A 15889-nucleotide genomic window follows, 5' to 3' on the forward strand; every position below is an offset into this window, starting at 1 on the left:
GTTTCTTGTCGCCTCGTGGCGCTCAGCCCTTCAGGGCGTTCAGTTCTTCGACGTTGATGTTTTCTTTGTTGCGGAACAGCAGCACCAAAATCGCAAGCCCGATCGCCGACTCCGCCGCGGCGACCGTGAGGATGAAGAACACGAACACCTGCCCGTGCATGTCGTTCAGGTAGTACGAGAACGCCACGAAGTTCATGTTCACCGCCAGCAGCATCAGCTCGATGCACATCAGCAGCACGATGAGGTTGCGGCGGTTCAGGAAGATGCCGATCACCGACAGCGCAAACAGGATGGCGCCGAGCGTGAGGAAGTGGCCGAGGGTGATGGTCATGCCTTGCCCTCCGGGGCGGCTTCAGGGGCAACAGGCGCCGGGGCCTGCTGCACGGAAGGCAGCTTGACGATGGAAACGCGGTCGCGCGCCTTCACGCGCACCTGCAGCGACGGGTCGATGTGCTTGCTGTCCTTGCGCGTGCGCAGCGTGAGCGCGATGGCGGCGACGATGGCCACGAGCAGGATGACGGCGGCGATCTCCAGCGGGTACAGGTACTGCGTGTACAGCAGCTTGCCCAGCTCCTTGGTGTTGGAGTACTGCACCGCCGCGGCAGCCGCCGGCTGCGCCGTGGCGGAAGCCGTGCCCTCGCCGATCGGGAAGCCGCCCAGCAGCACGGCGGCCATCTCCAGCGCGATCAGCGCGCCGATGCTGGCCGCCAGCGGGAAGTGCTTCCAGAAGCCCTGGCGGATGCTGTCGACGTTGATGTCCAGCATCATCACGACGAACAGGAACAGCACCATCACGGCGCCGACGTAGACGAGCACCAGCGAGATCGCCAGGAACTCCGCCTTCAGCAGCAGCCACACGGCCGACGCCTGGAAGAACGCCAGCACCAGGAACAGCGCGGCGTACACCGGGTTGCGGGCGGTGATGACGCGGAAGGCCGCGATCAGCAGGATCGCGGAGAAGAGGTAGAAGAAGCCGGTGCGGATATCCATGTCTTACCTGTATTTCGCGTCGGCCGCCTTGCGCTCGGCGATCTCCGCCTCGTAGCGGTCGCCCACGGCCAGCAGCATGTCCTTGGTGAAGTACAGGTCGCCGCGCTTCTCGCCGTGGTACTCGAGGATGTGCGTCTCGACGATGGAGTCCACCGGGCAGCTTTCCTCGCAGAAGCCGCAGAAGATGCACTTGGTCAGGTCGATGTCGTAGCGCGTGGTGCGGCGCGTGCCGTCGTCGCGCTGCTCGCTCTCGATGGTGATGGCCAGCGCGGGGCACACGGCCTCGCACAGCTTGCAGGCGATGCAGCGCTCTTCGCCGTTCTCGTAGCGGCGCAGGGCGTGCAGGCCGCGGAAGCGCGGGGACAGCGGCGTCTTCTCTTCCGGGAACTGCACGGTGATCTTGCGGGCGAAGAAGTACTTGCCCGTGACGCGCAGGCCCTTGAACAGCTCCACGAGCATGAAGGACGACAGGAAGTCCTTCAGGCTGAAGCCGGGTTGGTGTGCGAGTGTCTGTGCCATTGCTGGCTCACTTCCAGATGTTGTAGGGGGTCTGCATCCACAGGCCCACCACGACCAGCCACACCAGCGTGACCGGGATGAAGATCTTCCAGCCCAGGCGCATGATCTGGTCGTAGCGGTAGCGCGGGAAGGTCGAGCGGATCCACAGGAACATCGTGACCATCACGAAGGTCTTCAGGCCCAGCCAGATCCAGCCGGGGATCCACGAGATGAGCGGCGCTTCCACCGGGGGCAGCCAGCCGCCGAGGAACATCACCACCGCGAGGATGGAGACGAGCCACATGTTGGCGTACTCCGCCAGGAAGAACATGGCGAAGCTCATGCCCGAGTACTCGATCATGTGGCCGGCGACGATCTCCGATTCGCCTTCCACCACGTCGAAGGGGTGGCGGTTGGTCTCAGCCAGGCCCGAGACGAAGTACACGACGAAGATCGGCAGCAGCGGCAGCCAGTTCCACGACAGGATGTTCAGGCCCTTCGATGCGAAGTAGCCCTTGTCCTGCTGCAGCACGATGTCGGTCATGTTCAGGCTGCCGGTGACCATGAGCACCACCACGAGCGCAAAGCCCATGGCGATTTCGTAGCTCACCATCTGCGCCGACGCGCGCAGCGCGCCGAGGAAGGCGTACTTGGAGTTGGACGCCCAGCCCGCGATGATCACGCCGTACACCTCCAGCGAGGTGATGGCCATCAGGAACAGCAGGCCCGCGTTGATGTTGGCGAGCGCGACGTCGGGGCCGAAGGGGATGACCACCCATGCGGCCAGCGCCGGCATGATCGTCATGATCGGGCCCAGGTAGAACAGGCCCTTGTTCGCCACCGTCGGGAGGATGATCTCCTTCGTCAGCAGCTTCAGCGCGTCGGCGATCGGCTGCAGCAGGCCGAACGGGCCGATGCGGTTGGGTCCCGGGCGCACCTGCGTGAAGCCGATGGCCTTGCGCTCCCACAGCGTGAGGTAAGCGACGGCTCCCATCAGGGGCAGCACGACGAGGATGATCTTGATCAGGGTCCAGATCACCGGCCAGCCGGCGCCGGTCCACCAGGGCGCGGCGATCAGGTTGTTGCCGTAGCCGTAGATCGTGTCGATCATGCGAGGGCCTCCTCGGCTTGCTGCACCGGCGCGCCGGCCTTGCCGTCGGCGGTGAGCTGCAGGCTGGGCGCACGGCGCACGATGGGGTCGAGCTGGTAGATCGCGGCGCTGGCGGGCTTGCCGGCTTGCGCGTTCAGGTCGATCGAAGCCGTCGTGCGGTTGGAGAGCTTGTCGCCCTGCGCCATCGGCTGCTGCGCATCGGCGGCACCACGTGCGGCGAGGAGCACTTCCTGCGCCGACTCGAACTCGAAGCCCGGCAGGCCGAGCATGTTGCCCAGCACGCGCAGCACCTTCCACGCGGGGCGCGTCTCGGCCAGCGGCTTCACGACCGCATGGAACGTCTGCACGCGGCCTTCGGCATTGACGAACGTGCCGGGCGTTTCCGTCCAGGGGGCGATCGGCAGGATGACGTCGCTGAATTCGAGGTTGCTCTTGAACGGGCTGAGCGTGACGACCATGTCGGTGTTCTCGAGGCCTGCCACCGCATTGCGGCCGGCGGCACTGTCGAACTCGGGCTCGACGTTCAGCAGGATCGCGGCCTTCAGGCCACCGGCGAGCATCTGCGCGGCGTTCTTGCCGCCGTTGCCGGGGACGGCGCCCACGAGTTGCGCGCCAACCGTGTTGGCGGCTTCCGTGAGGTAGCCGACGGTCGCGCCGGTCTGCTCGCCGATCCACTGCGCGAGCACGAGCAGCGACGATGCATTCGCGTGGTGCGCGGCGGCGTTGCCCAGCAGGATGGCCTTGCGCTCGCCGGACAGCAGCGCGGCGGCGACGGCCTTGGCGGCGTCGGTCGCATTGCCTTGCGCGGGCGGGTCCGAGCCTTTCTCGGCGCCGACCGCGGCGGCGACATCGGCCAGCGCCTGCACCCACTGGCCGGCGGCCACGATGTGCTTGCCGGCGATGGGCATGGCCCAGTCGTTGTCGGTGTCGTTGATGACGGACACGAGCGCGCCCTTGCGCGTCGCCGCGCGCACGCGCAGCGCGAAGAGCGGATGGTCCTTGCGCAGGTTGGAGCCGACGACCAGCGCGCCCTGCAGGTTCGAGAGCGACGCGATGCTCGTGCCCAGCCAGCGCACGCCCTCGCCTTCCGGGAACTGCGCGTGACGGAGGCGGTAGTCGACGTTCTGGCTGCCCATCGCGTTGACGAGCTGCTTCGCGAGGAAGATCTCTTCCACCGTGCTGTGCGGGCTCACCAGCGCGCCGATGGCGGAAGCACCGTGGTCCTGCTTGATGTGCTTGAGGCCGTGCACGATGTATTCGAGCGCGGTCTGCCAGTCCACCTGCTTCCACTCGCCGCCCTGCTTGATCATCGGCGCGGTGAGGCGCTCGTCGCCGTTCAGCGCTTCATAGGAGAAGCGGTCGCGGTCGGCGATCCAGCACTCGTTGACCTCCTCGTTCTCGAGGGGCAGCACGCGCATGACCTTGTTGTTCTTCACCTGCACGATCAGGTTGGCGCCGCTGGAGTCGTGCGGGGCCACCGACTTGCGGCGCGACAGCTCCCACGGGCGCGCGCTGTAGCGGAACGGCTTGCTCGTGAGCGCGCCCACCGGGCACAGGTCGATCATGTTGCCGGAGACTTCGGAATCGACAGTGTCGCCCAGCACCGTCGTGATCTCGCTGTGCTCGCCGCGGTGGATCATGCCCAGCTCCATCACGCCGGCCACTTCCTGGCCGAAGCGCACGCAGCGGGTGCAGTGGATGCAGCGGCTCATCTCCTCCATGGAGATCAGCGGGCCCACGTCCTTGTGCAGCACGACGCGCTTTTCTTCCTCGTAGCGCGAGGCGCCGGGGCCGTAGCCCACGGCCAGGTCCTGCAGCTGGCACTCGCCGCCCTGGTCGCAGATCGGGCAGTCGAGCGGGTGGTTGATCAGCAGGAACTCCATCACCGACTGCTGGGCCTTCACGGCCTTGTCGCTCTTGGTGCGCACGATCATCCCGTTGGTGACGGGCGTGGCGCAGGCGGGCATCGGCTTGGGCGCCTTCTCCACGTCCACCAGGCACATGCGGCAGTTGGCGGCGATGGAGAGCTTCTTGTGGTAGCAGAAGTGCGGGATGTAGGTGCCGGCCTTCTCGGCGGCATGCATGATCATGCTGCCTTCGGTCACCGAGACATTCTGGCCGTCGAGGTTGATCTCGATCATGACGTCACAGTCGCTTTCTGGATCTTCGCCTCGAACTCGTGGCGGAAGTGCTTGATCATGGCGCGCACCGGCATCGCGGCGGCGTCGCCCAGCGCGCAGATGGTGCGGCCCTGGATGTTGTCGGCCACCGAGTTCAGCAGGTCGATGTCGGCTTGCCGCCCGTGCCCGTGGTGGATGCGGTCCACCACGCGCCACAGCCAGCCCGTGCCCTCGCGGCACGGCGTGCACTGGCCGCAGGACTCGTGCATGTAGAAGTACGACAGGCGCAGCAGGCTCTCGACCATGTCGCGCGTCTCGTCCATCACGATCACCGCGCCCGAGCCGAGCATGGAGCCCGCCTTGGCGATGGAGTCGTAGTCCATCGTGCAGTTCATCATGATGTCGGCGGGCAGCACCGGGGCGGAGGAGCCGCCGGGGATCACGGCCTTGAGCTTCTTGCCGCCGCGCACGCCGCCACAGAGTTCGAGCAGCTTGCTGAAAGGCGTGCCGAGCGGGATCTCGTAATTGCCGGGCAGCTCCACGTCACCGGACACCGAGAAAATCTTGGTGCCGCCGTTGTTCGGCTTGCCGCATTCGAGGTAGGCCTGGCCGCCGTTGCGGATGATCCAGGGCACTGCCGCGAAGGTCTCGGTGTTGTTGATCGTCGTGGGCTTGCCGTACACGCCGAAGCTGGCCGGGAACGGCGGCTTGAAGCGCGGCTGGCCCTTCTTGCCTTCGAGCGATTCGAGCAGCGCCGTCTCCTCGCCGCAGATGTACGCGCCGAAGCCGTGGAAGGCATGCAGCTGGAAATTGAAGTTGCTGCCGAGGATCTTGTCGCCGAGGTAGCCGGCCGCACGGGCTTCTTCCAGCGCCTCTTCGAAGCGCTCGTACACCTGGAAGATCTCGCCGTGGATGTAGTTGTAGCCGACGGTGATGCCCATCGCGTAGGCCGCGATGATCATGCCCTCGATGACGATGTGCGGGTTGTACGCGAGGATGTCGCGGTCCTTGCACGTGCCCGGCTCGCCCTCGTCGGAGTTGCACACCAGGTACTTCTGGCCCGGGAACTGGCGGGGCATGAAGGACCACTTCAGGCCCGTCGGGAAGCCCGCGCCGCCGCGGCCGCGAAGCGCCGATTCCTTGACGGTGGCGATCACCTGGTCCGGCGTGAGGCCGTCGGCGATGATCTTCTTCAGCGCCGCATAGCCGTCGCGCGCCTCGTAGTCCTTCAGGCGCCAGTTCGTGCCGTCCAGGCCCACGTAGATCTGCGGGTTGATGTGGCGGTTGTGGAAGCAGGTCTGCACGCCGGTGGCGGCGAACTGCTGGAGGACTTGCTCGGGCGTCATTGGCTCGCCCCTTCCGCTGACTTCAGGCCGTCGATGAGTTGATCGAGCTTGTCCTGCGACATGAAGCTGCACATCGTGCGGTCGTTCACCAGCATCACCGGCGAGTCGGCGCACGCGCCGAGGCATTCGCTTTGCTGCAGCGTGAACAGGCCGTCGGCCGTGGTCTCGCCCATCGCGATGCCCAGCTTCTTTTCCAGGTACTGCAGCGCGTTCACGCCGTCACGCAGCTTGCACGGCAGGTTGGTGCAGACGTTCAGCTTGTACTTGCCCACCGGCTTCTGGTTGTACATGTTGTAGAACGTGGTGACCTCGTGCACGGCGATCGGCGCCATGCCCAGGTACTCGGCCACCTGCTCTTCGCTCTCGGGGCTCACCCAGCCGAACTCGTGCTGCACGATGGCGAGGCACGCCATCACGGCGCTCTGGCGCTGCTCCCACGGGTACTTCGCGACTTCCTTTGCGAAGCGCGTCTTCATGTCTTCAGTGATCATCGATCGATCTCTCCGAACACGATGTCCATCGTGCCGATGATGGCCACGGCGTCGGCGATCATGTGGCCGCGGCCCATTTCGTCCAGCGCCGAGAGGTGCGCGAAGCCCGGCGCGCGGATCTTCAGGCGGTACGGCTTGTTGGCGCCGTCGCTCACGATGTAGATGCCGAACTCGCCCTTGGGGTGCTCCACGCCCGCATACGCCTCGCCCTCGGGCACGCGCATGCCTTCGGAGAAGAGCTTGAAGTGGTGGATCAGCTCCTCCATGTTGCTCTTCATGCTCTCGCGCGACGGCGGCGCCACTTTGTGGTTGTCGGTGATCACCGGGCCGGGGTTGGCGCGCAGCCAGTCCACGCACTGCTTGATGATGCGATTGGATTGGCGCAGTTCTTCCACGCGCACGAGGTAGCGGTCGTACGAATCGCCCGTCTTGCCGACGGGGATGTCGAAGTCCATCTGGTCGTACACCTCGTAGGGCTGCGTCTTGCGCAGGTCCCACGCGATGCCGCTGCCGCGCAGCATCGGGCCGGTGAAGCCCATGTTCAGCGCGCGCTCGGGCGTGACCACGCCGATGCCCACGGTGCGCTGCTTCCAGATGCGGTTGTCGGTGAGCAGCGTCTCGTACTCGTCGACGTAGCCGGGGAAGCGCTTCGTGAAGTCCTCGATGAAGTCCAGCAGCGTGCCCTGGCGGTTCTCGTTCAGGCGGTCGATGGCGCGCTGGTTCTTGATCTTGCTGACCTTGTACTGCGGCATCACGTCCGGCAGGTCGCGGTACACGCCACCCGGGCGGAAGTACGCAGCGTGCATGCGCGCGCCGGACACCGCCTCGTACATGTCGAAGAGATCCTCCCGCTCGCGGAAGCAGTAGATCAGCATGTTCATCGCGCCGCAGTCGAGGCCGTGCGCGCCGAGCCACAGCAGGTGGTTCAGCAGGCGCGTGATCTCGCTGAACATCACGCGGATGTACTGCGCGCGGATCGGCACCTCGATGCCCACCAGCTTCTCGATGGCCAGGCAGTACGCATGCTCGTTGGACATCATCGACACGTAGTCGAGGCGGTCCATGTAGGGCAGCGACTGGATGTAAGTGCGCGTCTCCGCGAGCTTCTCGGTGGCGCGGTGCAGCAGGCCGATGTGCGGGTCGGCGCGCTGGATCACTTCGCCGTCCAGCTCCAGCACCAGGCGCAGCACGCCGTGCGCCGCCGGGTGCTGCGGGCCGAAGTTGAGGGTGTAGTTCTTGATTTCGGCCATCGTTTACTCCGCGAACCCGCCGTACTTTTCTTCGCGAATGATGCGCGGCGTGATCTCGCGCGGCTCGATCGTCACCGGCTGGTAGATGACGCGCTGGCGCTCGGGGTCGTAGCGCATCTCCACGTGGCCGGAGACGGGGAAGTCCTTGCGGAACGGGTGGCCGATGAAGCCGTAGTCGGTCAGGATGCGGCGCAGGTCCGCATGGCCCTCGAACACGATGCCGAACAGGTCGAAGGCTTCGCGCTCGAACCAGTTGGCGGAGTTCCAGAGCGGCGTCACCGAGTCCACCACCGGCAGGTCGTCGTCGGGGCAGAACACGCGCACGCGGATGCGCTGGTTCAGGCTGACGGAAAGCAGGTGCGTGACCACGGCGTAACGCGGGCCGTCCCACTCGCCGGCGCGGTATTCGGAATAGTCCACGCCGCACAGGTCGATGAGCTGCTCGAACTTGCAGCCCTCGGTGTCCTTGAGCGTGCGGCAGGCTTCGAGGTAGTTCTGCGCCGTGACGATGACCGTCACTTCACCCAGCTTCACGTCGATGCGCTTGGCCCGGTCGCCAAGCGCGGCTGCAACGGTGTCCTTGAGCGTGTCGGGGTGGACGGCGGACGAGGGAGGGAAGTGCATCTGTCTCGTCCCCTCAGGCGCGCGCGATGGTCTGCGTGCGGCGGATCTTCTGCTGCAGCTGGATGATGCCGTACAGCAGCGCCTCGGCCGTCGGCGGGCAGCCGGGCACGTACACGTCCACCGGCACGATGCGGTCGCAGCCGCGCACCACGGAATAGCTGTAGTGGTAGTAGCCGCCGCCGTTGGCGCAGGTGCCCATCGAGAGCACCCAGCGCGGCTCCGCCATCTGGTCATACACCTTGCGCAGCGCCGGCGCCATCTTGTTGCACAGCGTGCCGGCAACGATCATCAAATCGCTCTGGCGCGGGCTGGGGCGGAACAGCATGCCGAAGCGGTCGATGTCGTAGCGGGCCGCGCCCGCATGCATCATTTCCACCGCGCAGCACGCGAGGCCGAAGGTCATGGGCCACAGCGAGCCCGTCTTGGCCCAGTTGATGACCGTGTCCACGGTGGTGGTCACGACACCTTTGTCGAGGATGCCTTGGTTGTTCATGGATTGCTTTCCGGTGCGCCGGGGATCACTCCCAGTCCAGCGCGCCCTTCTTCCACTCGTAGACGAAGCCCACGACCAGGATGGCCAGGAAGATCATCATGGCCCAGAAGCCAACGGGGCCGATCTCCTTGAGCGCCACGGCCCACGGGAAGAGGAACGCGATCTCCAGGTCGAACAGGATGAAGAGGATGGCGACGAGGTAGTAGCGCACGTCGAACTTCATGCGCGCGTCTTCGAAAGCCTCGAAGCCGCATTCGTAAGGGGAGTTCTTGGCCGCGTCGGGCTTCTGGAAACCGAGGAACTTGGCCGCGGTCCACCCGATGACCTGGGGCGCGACGCCGACGCCGATGCCCACGAGGATGAACAGGAGGACAGGTAGGTACTGGTCTAAGTTCATCTTGTGGCAGGGTCCGCATGCCGCCTGTAGCGGCGCTGCGCTACAGGCTCTTGTTATGGTGCCGACGGCGAGACTCGAACTCGCACAGCTTTCGCCACTACCCCCTCAAGATAGCGTGTCTACCAATTTCACCACGTCGGCGTTTGCTCACGCCCGGACAGGCATGAGGAGTGCGTTGCAATGGTTTTGCCAATGCAGCGCGGCTATCCGGACAACCGCTAAGTGTACTCGCATTCGAGGGGCCTACTGCACCGCAGCAGGGCCCCCGCGCACTTACTTGGTCGGGATTTGACCTGCGCCAGATGCCGGCGTTGCAGGCACGGCCGGCACCGCCGCCGCACTGGCGGCCGGGGCCGCGGGCGTGGCAGGGATCTGCGCCGCGGCGCCCGATGCCGCGGAGGCTGCGGGTGCCGGCACGCTGACGCTCGCGCGCTCGAGCACGCTGCCGGACTCGGTGGGGCGCAGGTTGCTGAAATAGGCCAGCGCCAGCGTGCACACGAAGAACACGCCCGCGAGCACGGCGGTCGTGCGCGAGAGGAAGTTCGCGCCGCCGGTGGCGCCGAAGAGGCTGCCGGAGGCGCCGCTGCCGAAGGCCGCGCCCATGTCCGCGCCCTTGCCGTGCTGGATGAGGATCAGGCCGATCATGCCCAGCGCCGACAGCATCTGTACGGCGAGCAGGACGGTCATCAATACTTTCATTCTTCGTAGCTCCTGAATTACTGGGCCGCGGCGACGATGGTGAGGAAGTCCGCCGCCTTGAGCGACGCGCCGCCGATGAGGCCGCCGTCGATGTCCGGCTGGGCCAGCAATGACGCGGCGTTGCCCGCGTTCATGCTGCCGCCGTAGAGGATGTTCACGCGCTCGGCGTGCGCGGTGGCCGCGGCCAGCTGCTTGCGCAGCAGCGCGTGCACTTCCTGCGCCTGCTCCGGCGTGGCCGTCTTGCCGGTGCCGATGGCCCACACGGGCTCGTACGCGACGACGATCTCGCTGATGCAGTGGCCGTTGGTGTGGATCACGGCGGCCATCTGGCGCTTGACCACCTCTTCGGTCTTGCCGCTCTCGCGGTCGGCCAGTGTCTCGCCCACGCACACGATCGGCGTGATGCCGTTGGCGAGCGCGGTCTTGGCCTTCTCGGCCACCAGCGCATCGGTCTCGCCGTGGTACTGGCGGCGCTCGGAGTGGCCGACGATGGCGTAGCGCACGCCGAACTCGCGCAGCATGGGCGCGCTCACCTCGCCGGTGTAGGCGCCCTGGGTGTGCTGCGACACGTCCTGCGCGCCCAGCTCCAGCGCGGAGCCCGACTTGAGCATCTGCACCTGCGCGAAATAAGGCGCGGGCACGCACACCGCGACGGTGCACTTCGCGTCCTTGATGCCGGCCACGACGGCGCGCACGAGGGCGTCGTTCGCCTCGAGCGTACCGTTCATCTTCCAGTTGCCGGCGATGAGTTTCTTCTTCTCGGTCATTGCCAGGTCAGCACGATCTTGCCGACGTGCTGGTTGCTTTCCATCAGCGCATGCGCCTTCGCGGCCTCGGCCGCGGGGAACGTGCTGTGGATGATGGGCTTGATCTTGCCGTTTTCAATGAGGGGCCACACCTTCGCTTTCAAGGAATCCGCAATGGCGGCCTTGAAGGCGATGGGGCGCGGGCGCAGCGTCGAGCCGGTGATCGTGATGCGCCTGCGCAGCACGAGCCCCGCGTTGAACTCGCTCTTCGTGCCGCCCTGCACGGCGATGATCACGATGCGGCCGTCTTCGGCCACGCACTCCACCTCGCGCGCGACGTAGCTGCCGGCCACCATGTCCAGGATGACGTCCACGCCCTTGCCGCCGGTGAACTCCTTCGCTTTCTCCGCGAAGTCCTGCGTCTTGTAGTTGATGGCGTGGTCGGCGCCCAGCTCGAGGCAGGCCTTGCACTTGTCGTCGCTGCCGGCGGTGGCTATCACCTTCGCACCCATGGCCTTGGCCATCTGGATCGCGGTGACGCCGATGCCGCTGGTGCCGCCTTGCACCATGAAGCTCTCGCCGGCCTGCAGGCGGCCGCGGTCGAACACGTTGCTCCACACCGTGAAGAACGTCTCCGGCAGCGAAGCCGCCTCGATGTCGCTCAGGCCCTTGGGCACCGGCAGGCACTGGCCGACGGGCGCCACGCACAGCTGCGCGTAGCCGCCACCGGCCACGAGCGCGCAGACGCGGTCACCCTTCTTGAAGCCTGCGGCGGCCATCGCCTGCTCGTCGCCGCCGATGATTTCACCGGCGACTTCGAGGCCCGGGATGTCCGAGGCACCCGGCGGCACGGGGTAGTGGCCCATGCGCTGGAGCACGTCGGGGCGGTTCACACCGCTGGCCGCAACGCGGATCAACACCTCGCCGGGACCGGGCACCGGGTCGGGGCGCTCGCCCTCGACCAGCACCTCCGGCGCGCCGTATTGCCTGATCTCGATCGCTTTCATGCGCGTCGTGCCCGGCGGGCTCAGCTTTGCTGCGGCTCGTTGTTGTTGCCGGCCAGCGGCAGCTGCTGCTGCGACTGCTGGTCGGGCGACGCGGCGGCCGCCACTTCGGGGTTCTGCTGCTGCGGGCGCGGCGGGCGCTCGCCACGGTCGCCGCGGTCGCCGCGGTCGCCGCGGTCGCCACGGTCACCGCGGTCGCCACGATCACCGCGATCCCCACGGTCCCCGCGGTACTCGCCACGCGGCTCGCGCTCGCGGCGCTCGCGCGGCTGCTCTTCGGGCATGCCGGCGGGACGCTCGGTCAGCGCCTTCATGGACAGCTTGACGCGGCCCTTGTCGTCCGTCTCCAGCACCTTGACCTTCACCACCTGGCCTTCGCTCAGGTAGTCGGTGACCTTCTCCACGCGCTCGTGCGCGATCTGGCTGATGTGCAGCAGGCCGTCCTTGCCGGGCAGCAGGTTGACCAGCGCGCCGAAGTCGAGGATCTTGGTGATGGGGCCTTCGTAGACCTTGCCCACTTCCACGTCGGCGGTGATCGCCTCGATGCGCTTCTTGGCCTCTTCGGCCTTCACGCTGTCGGTGGACGCGATCGTGATGGTGCCGTCTTCCGCGATGTCGATCTGCGTGCCCGTCTCCTCGGTCAGCGCGCGGATGACCGCGCCGCCCTTGCCGATGACGTCGCGGATCTTCTCCGGGTTGATCTTCATCGTGTACAGGCGCGGCGCGAAGTTGCTGATGTCGGCCTTGGCGCCGCCCAGCGCTTCCTGCATCTTGCCCAGGATGTGCATGCGCGCTTCCTTGGCCTGCGCCAGCGCGACCTGCATGATCTCCTTGGTGATGCCCTGGATCTTGATGTCCATCTGCAGGGCCGTGATGCCGTTGGTGGTGCCGGCCACCTTGAAGTCCATGTCGCCGAGGTGGTCCTCGTCGCCCAGGATGTCGGTGAGCACCGCGAAGCGGTTGCCTTCCTTGATCAGGCCCATGGCGATGCCCGCCACGTGCGCCTTCATCGGCACGCCGGCGTCCATCAGCGACAGGCAGCCGCCGCACACGGATGCCATCGACGAGGAACCGTTGGACTCGGTGATCTCGGAGACCACGCGCATCACGTACGGGAACTCTTCCTTAGACGGCAGCGCGGCGATCAGCGCGCGCTTGGCCAGGCGCCCGTGGCCCACTTCGCGGCGCTTGGTGCTGCCCATGCGGCCCACTTCACCGGTGGCGAAGGGAGGCATGTTGTAGTGGAACAGGAAGCGGTCGTGGAACTCGCCGGCCAGCGCGTCGATGCGCTGCGCGTCCTGCTCGGTGCCGAGCGTGGTGACCACGAGGGCCTGCGTCTCGCCGCGCGTGAACAGCGCGCTGCCGTGCGTGCGGGGCAGCACGCCGGTGCGGATCTCGATCGGGCGCACGGTGCGCGTGTCGCGGCCGTCGATGCGCGGCTCGCCATTGAGGATCTGGCTGCGCACGATGCGCGCCTCGATGTCGAACAGCAGGCCTTCGACCTTGATCGGGTCGAACTCGATGCCTTCTTCCTTGAGCGACTGCATGACGCTGGCGGTGGCGTCGCGCAGGGCCTGCGTGCGGGCCTGCTTGCTGCGGATCTGGTAGGCGGCGCGGAACTTCTCTTCGGCGATCTGCGTGACCTTGGCGATGAACGCCTCGTCCTTCGCGGGCGGCTGCCAGTCCCACACCGGCTTGCCGGCTTCGCGCACCAGCTCGTGGATGGCGTTGATGGCGATGTTGCCCTGCTCGTGGCCGTACACCACGGCACCCAGCATCACTTCCTCGGACAGGCCCGAGGCTTCGGACTCGACCATCAGCACGGCGCTTTCGGTGCCGGCGACGACGAGGTCCAGGTCGGACATCTTGCGGGCGGTGGGGCCCGGGTTCAGCACGTACTCGCCGTTGACGTAGCCCACGCGCGCCGCGCCGATGGGGCCGGCGAACGGGATGCCGGAGATGGCCAGCGCGGCCGACGTGCCGATCATGGCCGCGATGTCGGCGTCCACCTCGGGGTTCAGCGAGATGGTGTGGATGACCACGTGCACTTCGTTGAAGAAGCCCTCGGGGAACAGCGGGCGGATCGGGCGGTCGATGAGGCGGCTGGTCAGGGTTTCAAGCTCGCTCGGCTTGGCTTCCCGCTTGAAGAAGCTGCCGGGGATCTTGCCGGCGGCGTAGGTCTTCTCGATGTAGTCGACGGTCAGCGGGAAGAAGTCCTGCCCCGGCTTGGCGTTCCTGGATGCGACGACGGTGGCCAGCACCACGGTGTCGTCGATGTCCACCAGCACGGCGCCGGAGGCCTGGCGCGCGATCTCGCCGGTTTCCAGCTTGACGGTGTGGTTGCCCCACTGGAAGATCTTGGTGACTTTGTTGAAGATGCTCATGTTCGGCTCTCTTGTTCTAGGTTGAGAGAAGGAGCTTCGGGAATCGAACACGATGCCATTCCATCAGGGTCCCGGGTGCTGCCGGAGGGCCTTGGTGGAATGACACAGCGCGCGTTCTTTTCCTTTGGCTCGAAATGACAACGCCTGAGCTAGCTGCGGGCCAACCCAGGCGTGCTTGTCATGTGCGGTGCGCTTACTTGCGCAGGCCCAGTTTGCCGATCAGGGCCGTGTAGCGCTCGGCGTCCTTGTTCTTCAGGTAGGCCAGCAGGCGCTTGCGCTGGTTGACCATGTTCAGCAGGCCGCGGCGACCGTGGTGGTCCTTGGCGTGCGTCTTGAAGTGGGGCGTGAGCTCGTTGATGCGGGCGGTGAGAAGCGCGACTTGCACTTCGGGGCTGCCGGTATCGGTGGCGGAGCGGGCGTGGGCCTTGACGACCTCGGCCTTGTTGATGGCGGTCATAGTCTTCCTTGGGGTTACTTGCGAATGGCCCGGGAATGCGGGCCACCGTGTGTGGCTGCGGGAGTGCAGAACCGGGCGATTATAACGGAAGCGGTCATCCCGGGCTTGGCCCGGGATCCATCTAGCCCAGCCAGCGGCGCAGCCGGTGGACGCCTTCTTCCAGGCGATGGACGTCCCTGGAAGCGAAGCACCAGCGCAGCCAGCCATTGGCTTCCGGCGCGAAGGCGTTGCCCGGGGCAATGCCGACGCCCGCCTCGCGAACGAGCCGCTTGGCGAGGTCGAGCGAGTCACCGAAGCCGTCGAGCTTGAAGAACGCGTACATGCCGCCTTTCGCGGACTCCACCTCGATGCCGGGCACCTTCCGGAGCAAAGGCACCAGCGTGTCGCGGCAGAGCTTGAGGTGCTGCACGACGCGGGGCGTCACGTCGTCGGTCCGCTCGACCGCCACCACGCCCGCGCGCTGCGTGAACACGCTCGCGCACGAGGTGTTGAACTCGATCAGCTTGCCCATCGCATGCGTCATGCTGGGCGGCATGACCAGCCAGCCGAGGCGCCAGCCCGTCATGAGGAAGCTCTTGGAGAAGCTGTGCGCGACGACGAGGCGGTCTTCCGGCTCGGCGATGTCGAGGAACGACGGCGCGCAGCGGTTAGGCGTTTCTTCGTAATAGAGGCGCTCGTAGACCTCGTCCGCGAGGATCCACGTGCCGGTGCGGCGGCAGTGCTCGAGGATGGCGCGCTGCTCCTCGTGCGTGAGGGTCCAGCCCGTCGGGTTGTTCGGGGCATTCACCACCAGCAGCTTCGTGCCGGGCGTCACGGCGGCCAGCAGCTCCTGCAGGTCCAGCTTCCATGCGCCGCCGTGCGGATGCAGCGACACACGCCTTAGCTTCGCGCCCAGGATCAGCGGCTGCGCGGTGAGGTTGGGCCACACCGGCGTGACGCACACGACCTCGTCGCCCGCGTCCACCAGCGCCTGCACCGCGAGCATCAGCGCGTTGACGCCGCCCGAGGTGATCGCGATGCGGTCCGGGGACACCGGCTTGTGCAGCCGGCTCGTGTACTTCGCCACGGCCTCGCGCAGCTCGGGCAGCCCCAGGTTGTGCGCGTAGAAGGTCTCCCCCTGGCGCAGCGATTCGATGGCCGCCTCGCGAATGAACTCCGGCGTGACCTCGTCGCTCTCGCCGAACCAGAAGGCCAGCACGTCGCTGCGGCCGATGCCGGCGTTGGCGACTTCACGGATCTTGGACTCTTCGAGGTTCTGGATGGCGGTGCGCATCCCGCG

Annotated in this window: 17 protein-coding genes and 1 tRNA gene; all 18 read right to left on the reverse strand. The window is 66.5% G+C overall.

What is annotated here, in order from left to right; genetic code table 11:
- Positions 1 to 22: 22 nt before the first annotated feature.
- Positions 23 to 331 (reverse strand): NADH-quinone oxidoreductase subunit NuoK, encoded by a 309-nt coding sequence (gene nuoK, locus H8R02_RS21990; protein WP_187083643.1) that lies wholly within the window; start codon positions 329 to 331, stop codon positions 23 to 25.
- On the reverse strand, positions 328 to 990 hold the full coding sequence (locus H8R02_RS21995) for an NADH-quinone oxidoreductase subunit J (RefSeq protein ID WP_187083644.1): 663 nt from the start codon (positions 988 to 990) through the stop codon (positions 328 to 330). Before H8R02_RS21995 ends, nuoK begins: the two co-directional genes overlap by 4 nt.
- Positions 991 to 993: 3 nt before the next feature.
- On the reverse strand, positions 994 to 1509 hold the full coding sequence (nuoI, locus tag H8R02_RS22000; RefSeq protein ID WP_187083645.1) for an NADH-quinone oxidoreductase subunit NuoI: 516 nt from the start codon (positions 1507 to 1509) through the stop codon (positions 994 to 996).
- Between the two features lie 7 nt (positions 1510 to 1516).
- Positions 1517 to 2599 (reverse strand): NADH-quinone oxidoreductase subunit NuoH, encoded by a 1083-nt coding sequence (nuoH, locus tag H8R02_RS22005; RefSeq protein WP_187083646.1) that lies wholly within the window; start codon positions 2597 to 2599, stop codon positions 1517 to 1519.
- Complete coding sequence (gene nuoG, locus H8R02_RS22010) at positions 2596 to 4740, reverse strand: NADH-quinone oxidoreductase subunit NuoG (protein WP_187083647.1); 2145 nt, start codon at positions 4738 to 4740, stop codon at positions 2596 to 2598. Before nuoG ends, nuoH begins: the two co-directional genes overlap by 4 nt.
- Complete coding sequence (gene nuoF / locus H8R02_RS22015) at positions 4737 to 6065, reverse strand: NADH-quinone oxidoreductase subunit NuoF (RefSeq protein WP_187083648.1); 1329 nt, start codon at positions 6063 to 6065, stop codon at positions 4737 to 4739. The genes nuoG and nuoF overlap by 4 nt, the downstream gene beginning before the upstream one ends.
- Positions 6062 to 6556 (reverse strand): NADH-quinone oxidoreductase subunit NuoE, encoded by a 495-nt coding sequence (gene nuoE / locus H8R02_RS22020; RefSeq protein WP_187083649.1) that lies wholly within the window; start codon positions 6554 to 6556, stop codon positions 6062 to 6064. The genes nuoF and nuoE overlap by 4 nt, the downstream gene beginning before the upstream one ends.
- Positions 6553 to 7806: an NADH-quinone oxidoreductase subunit D gene (locus H8R02_RS22025; RefSeq protein WP_187083650.1), complete on the reverse strand. Its 1254-nt coding sequence runs from the start codon at positions 7804 to 7806 to the stop codon at positions 6553 to 6555. Before H8R02_RS22025 ends, nuoE begins: the two co-directional genes overlap by 4 nt.
- Before the next feature lie 3 nt (positions 7807 to 7809).
- Complete coding sequence (locus tag H8R02_RS22030; RefSeq protein ID WP_187083651.1) at positions 7810 to 8430, reverse strand: NADH-quinone oxidoreductase subunit C; 621 nt, start codon at positions 8428 to 8430, stop codon at positions 7810 to 7812.
- Between the two features lie 13 nt (positions 8431 to 8443).
- A complete protein-coding gene (locus H8R02_RS22035; protein ID WP_187083652.1) occupies positions 8444 to 8923 on the reverse strand; it encodes a NuoB/complex I 20 kDa subunit family protein in 480 nt (159 codons plus the stop codon).
- A 25-nt stretch (positions 8924 to 8948) separates the two neighbouring features.
- Positions 8949 to 9320: an NADH-quinone oxidoreductase subunit A gene (locus H8R02_RS22040; RefSeq protein ID WP_187083653.1), complete on the reverse strand. Its 372-nt coding sequence runs from the start codon at positions 9318 to 9320 to the stop codon at positions 8949 to 8951.
- A gap of 56 nt (positions 9321 to 9376) precedes the next feature.
- Positions 9377 to 9461: transfer RNA gene (locus H8R02_RS22045), tRNA-Leu, on the reverse strand.
- A gap of 132 nt (positions 9462 to 9593) precedes the next feature.
- Positions 9594 to 10019 (reverse strand): preprotein translocase subunit SecG, encoded by a 426-nt coding sequence (gene secG / locus H8R02_RS22050; RefSeq protein ID WP_187083654.1) that lies wholly within the window; start codon positions 10017 to 10019, stop codon positions 9594 to 9596.
- 17 nt (positions 10020 to 10036) lie between these two features.
- Positions 10037 to 10786 (reverse strand): triose-phosphate isomerase, encoded by a 750-nt coding sequence (gene tpiA / locus H8R02_RS22055; RefSeq protein WP_187083655.1) that lies wholly within the window; start codon positions 10784 to 10786, stop codon positions 10037 to 10039.
- On the reverse strand, positions 10783 to 11772 hold the full coding sequence (locus H8R02_RS22060) for an NAD(P)H-quinone oxidoreductase (RefSeq protein ID WP_187083656.1): 990 nt from the start codon (positions 11770 to 11772) through the stop codon (positions 10783 to 10785). Before H8R02_RS22060 ends, tpiA begins: the two co-directional genes overlap by 4 nt.
- A gap of 20 nt (positions 11773 to 11792) precedes the next feature.
- A complete protein-coding gene (gene pnp / locus H8R02_RS22065; protein WP_187083657.1) occupies positions 11793 to 14153 on the reverse strand; it encodes a polyribonucleotide nucleotidyltransferase in 2361 nt (786 codons plus the stop codon).
- A gap of 193 nt (positions 14154 to 14346) precedes the next feature.
- Positions 14347 to 14610 carry a 30S ribosomal protein S15 gene (gene rpsO / locus H8R02_RS22070; protein ID WP_187083658.1) on the reverse strand — a complete coding sequence of 88 codons (264 nt, stop codon included), beginning with the start codon at positions 14608 to 14610 and terminating at the stop codon, positions 14347 to 14349.
- 121 nt (positions 14611 to 14731) lie between these two features.
- A complete protein-coding gene (locus H8R02_RS22075; RefSeq protein ID WP_187083659.1) occupies positions 14732 to 15883 on the reverse strand; it encodes a pyridoxal phosphate-dependent aminotransferase in 1152 nt (383 codons plus the stop codon).
- Positions 15884 to 15889 lie beyond the last annotated feature (6 nt).

Origin of the sequence: Ramlibacter albus, from assembly GCF_014297445.1 — a bacterium.
Lineage (GTDB): Bacteria > Pseudomonadota > Gammaproteobacteria > Burkholderiales > Burkholderiaceae_C > Ramlibacter > Ramlibacter albus.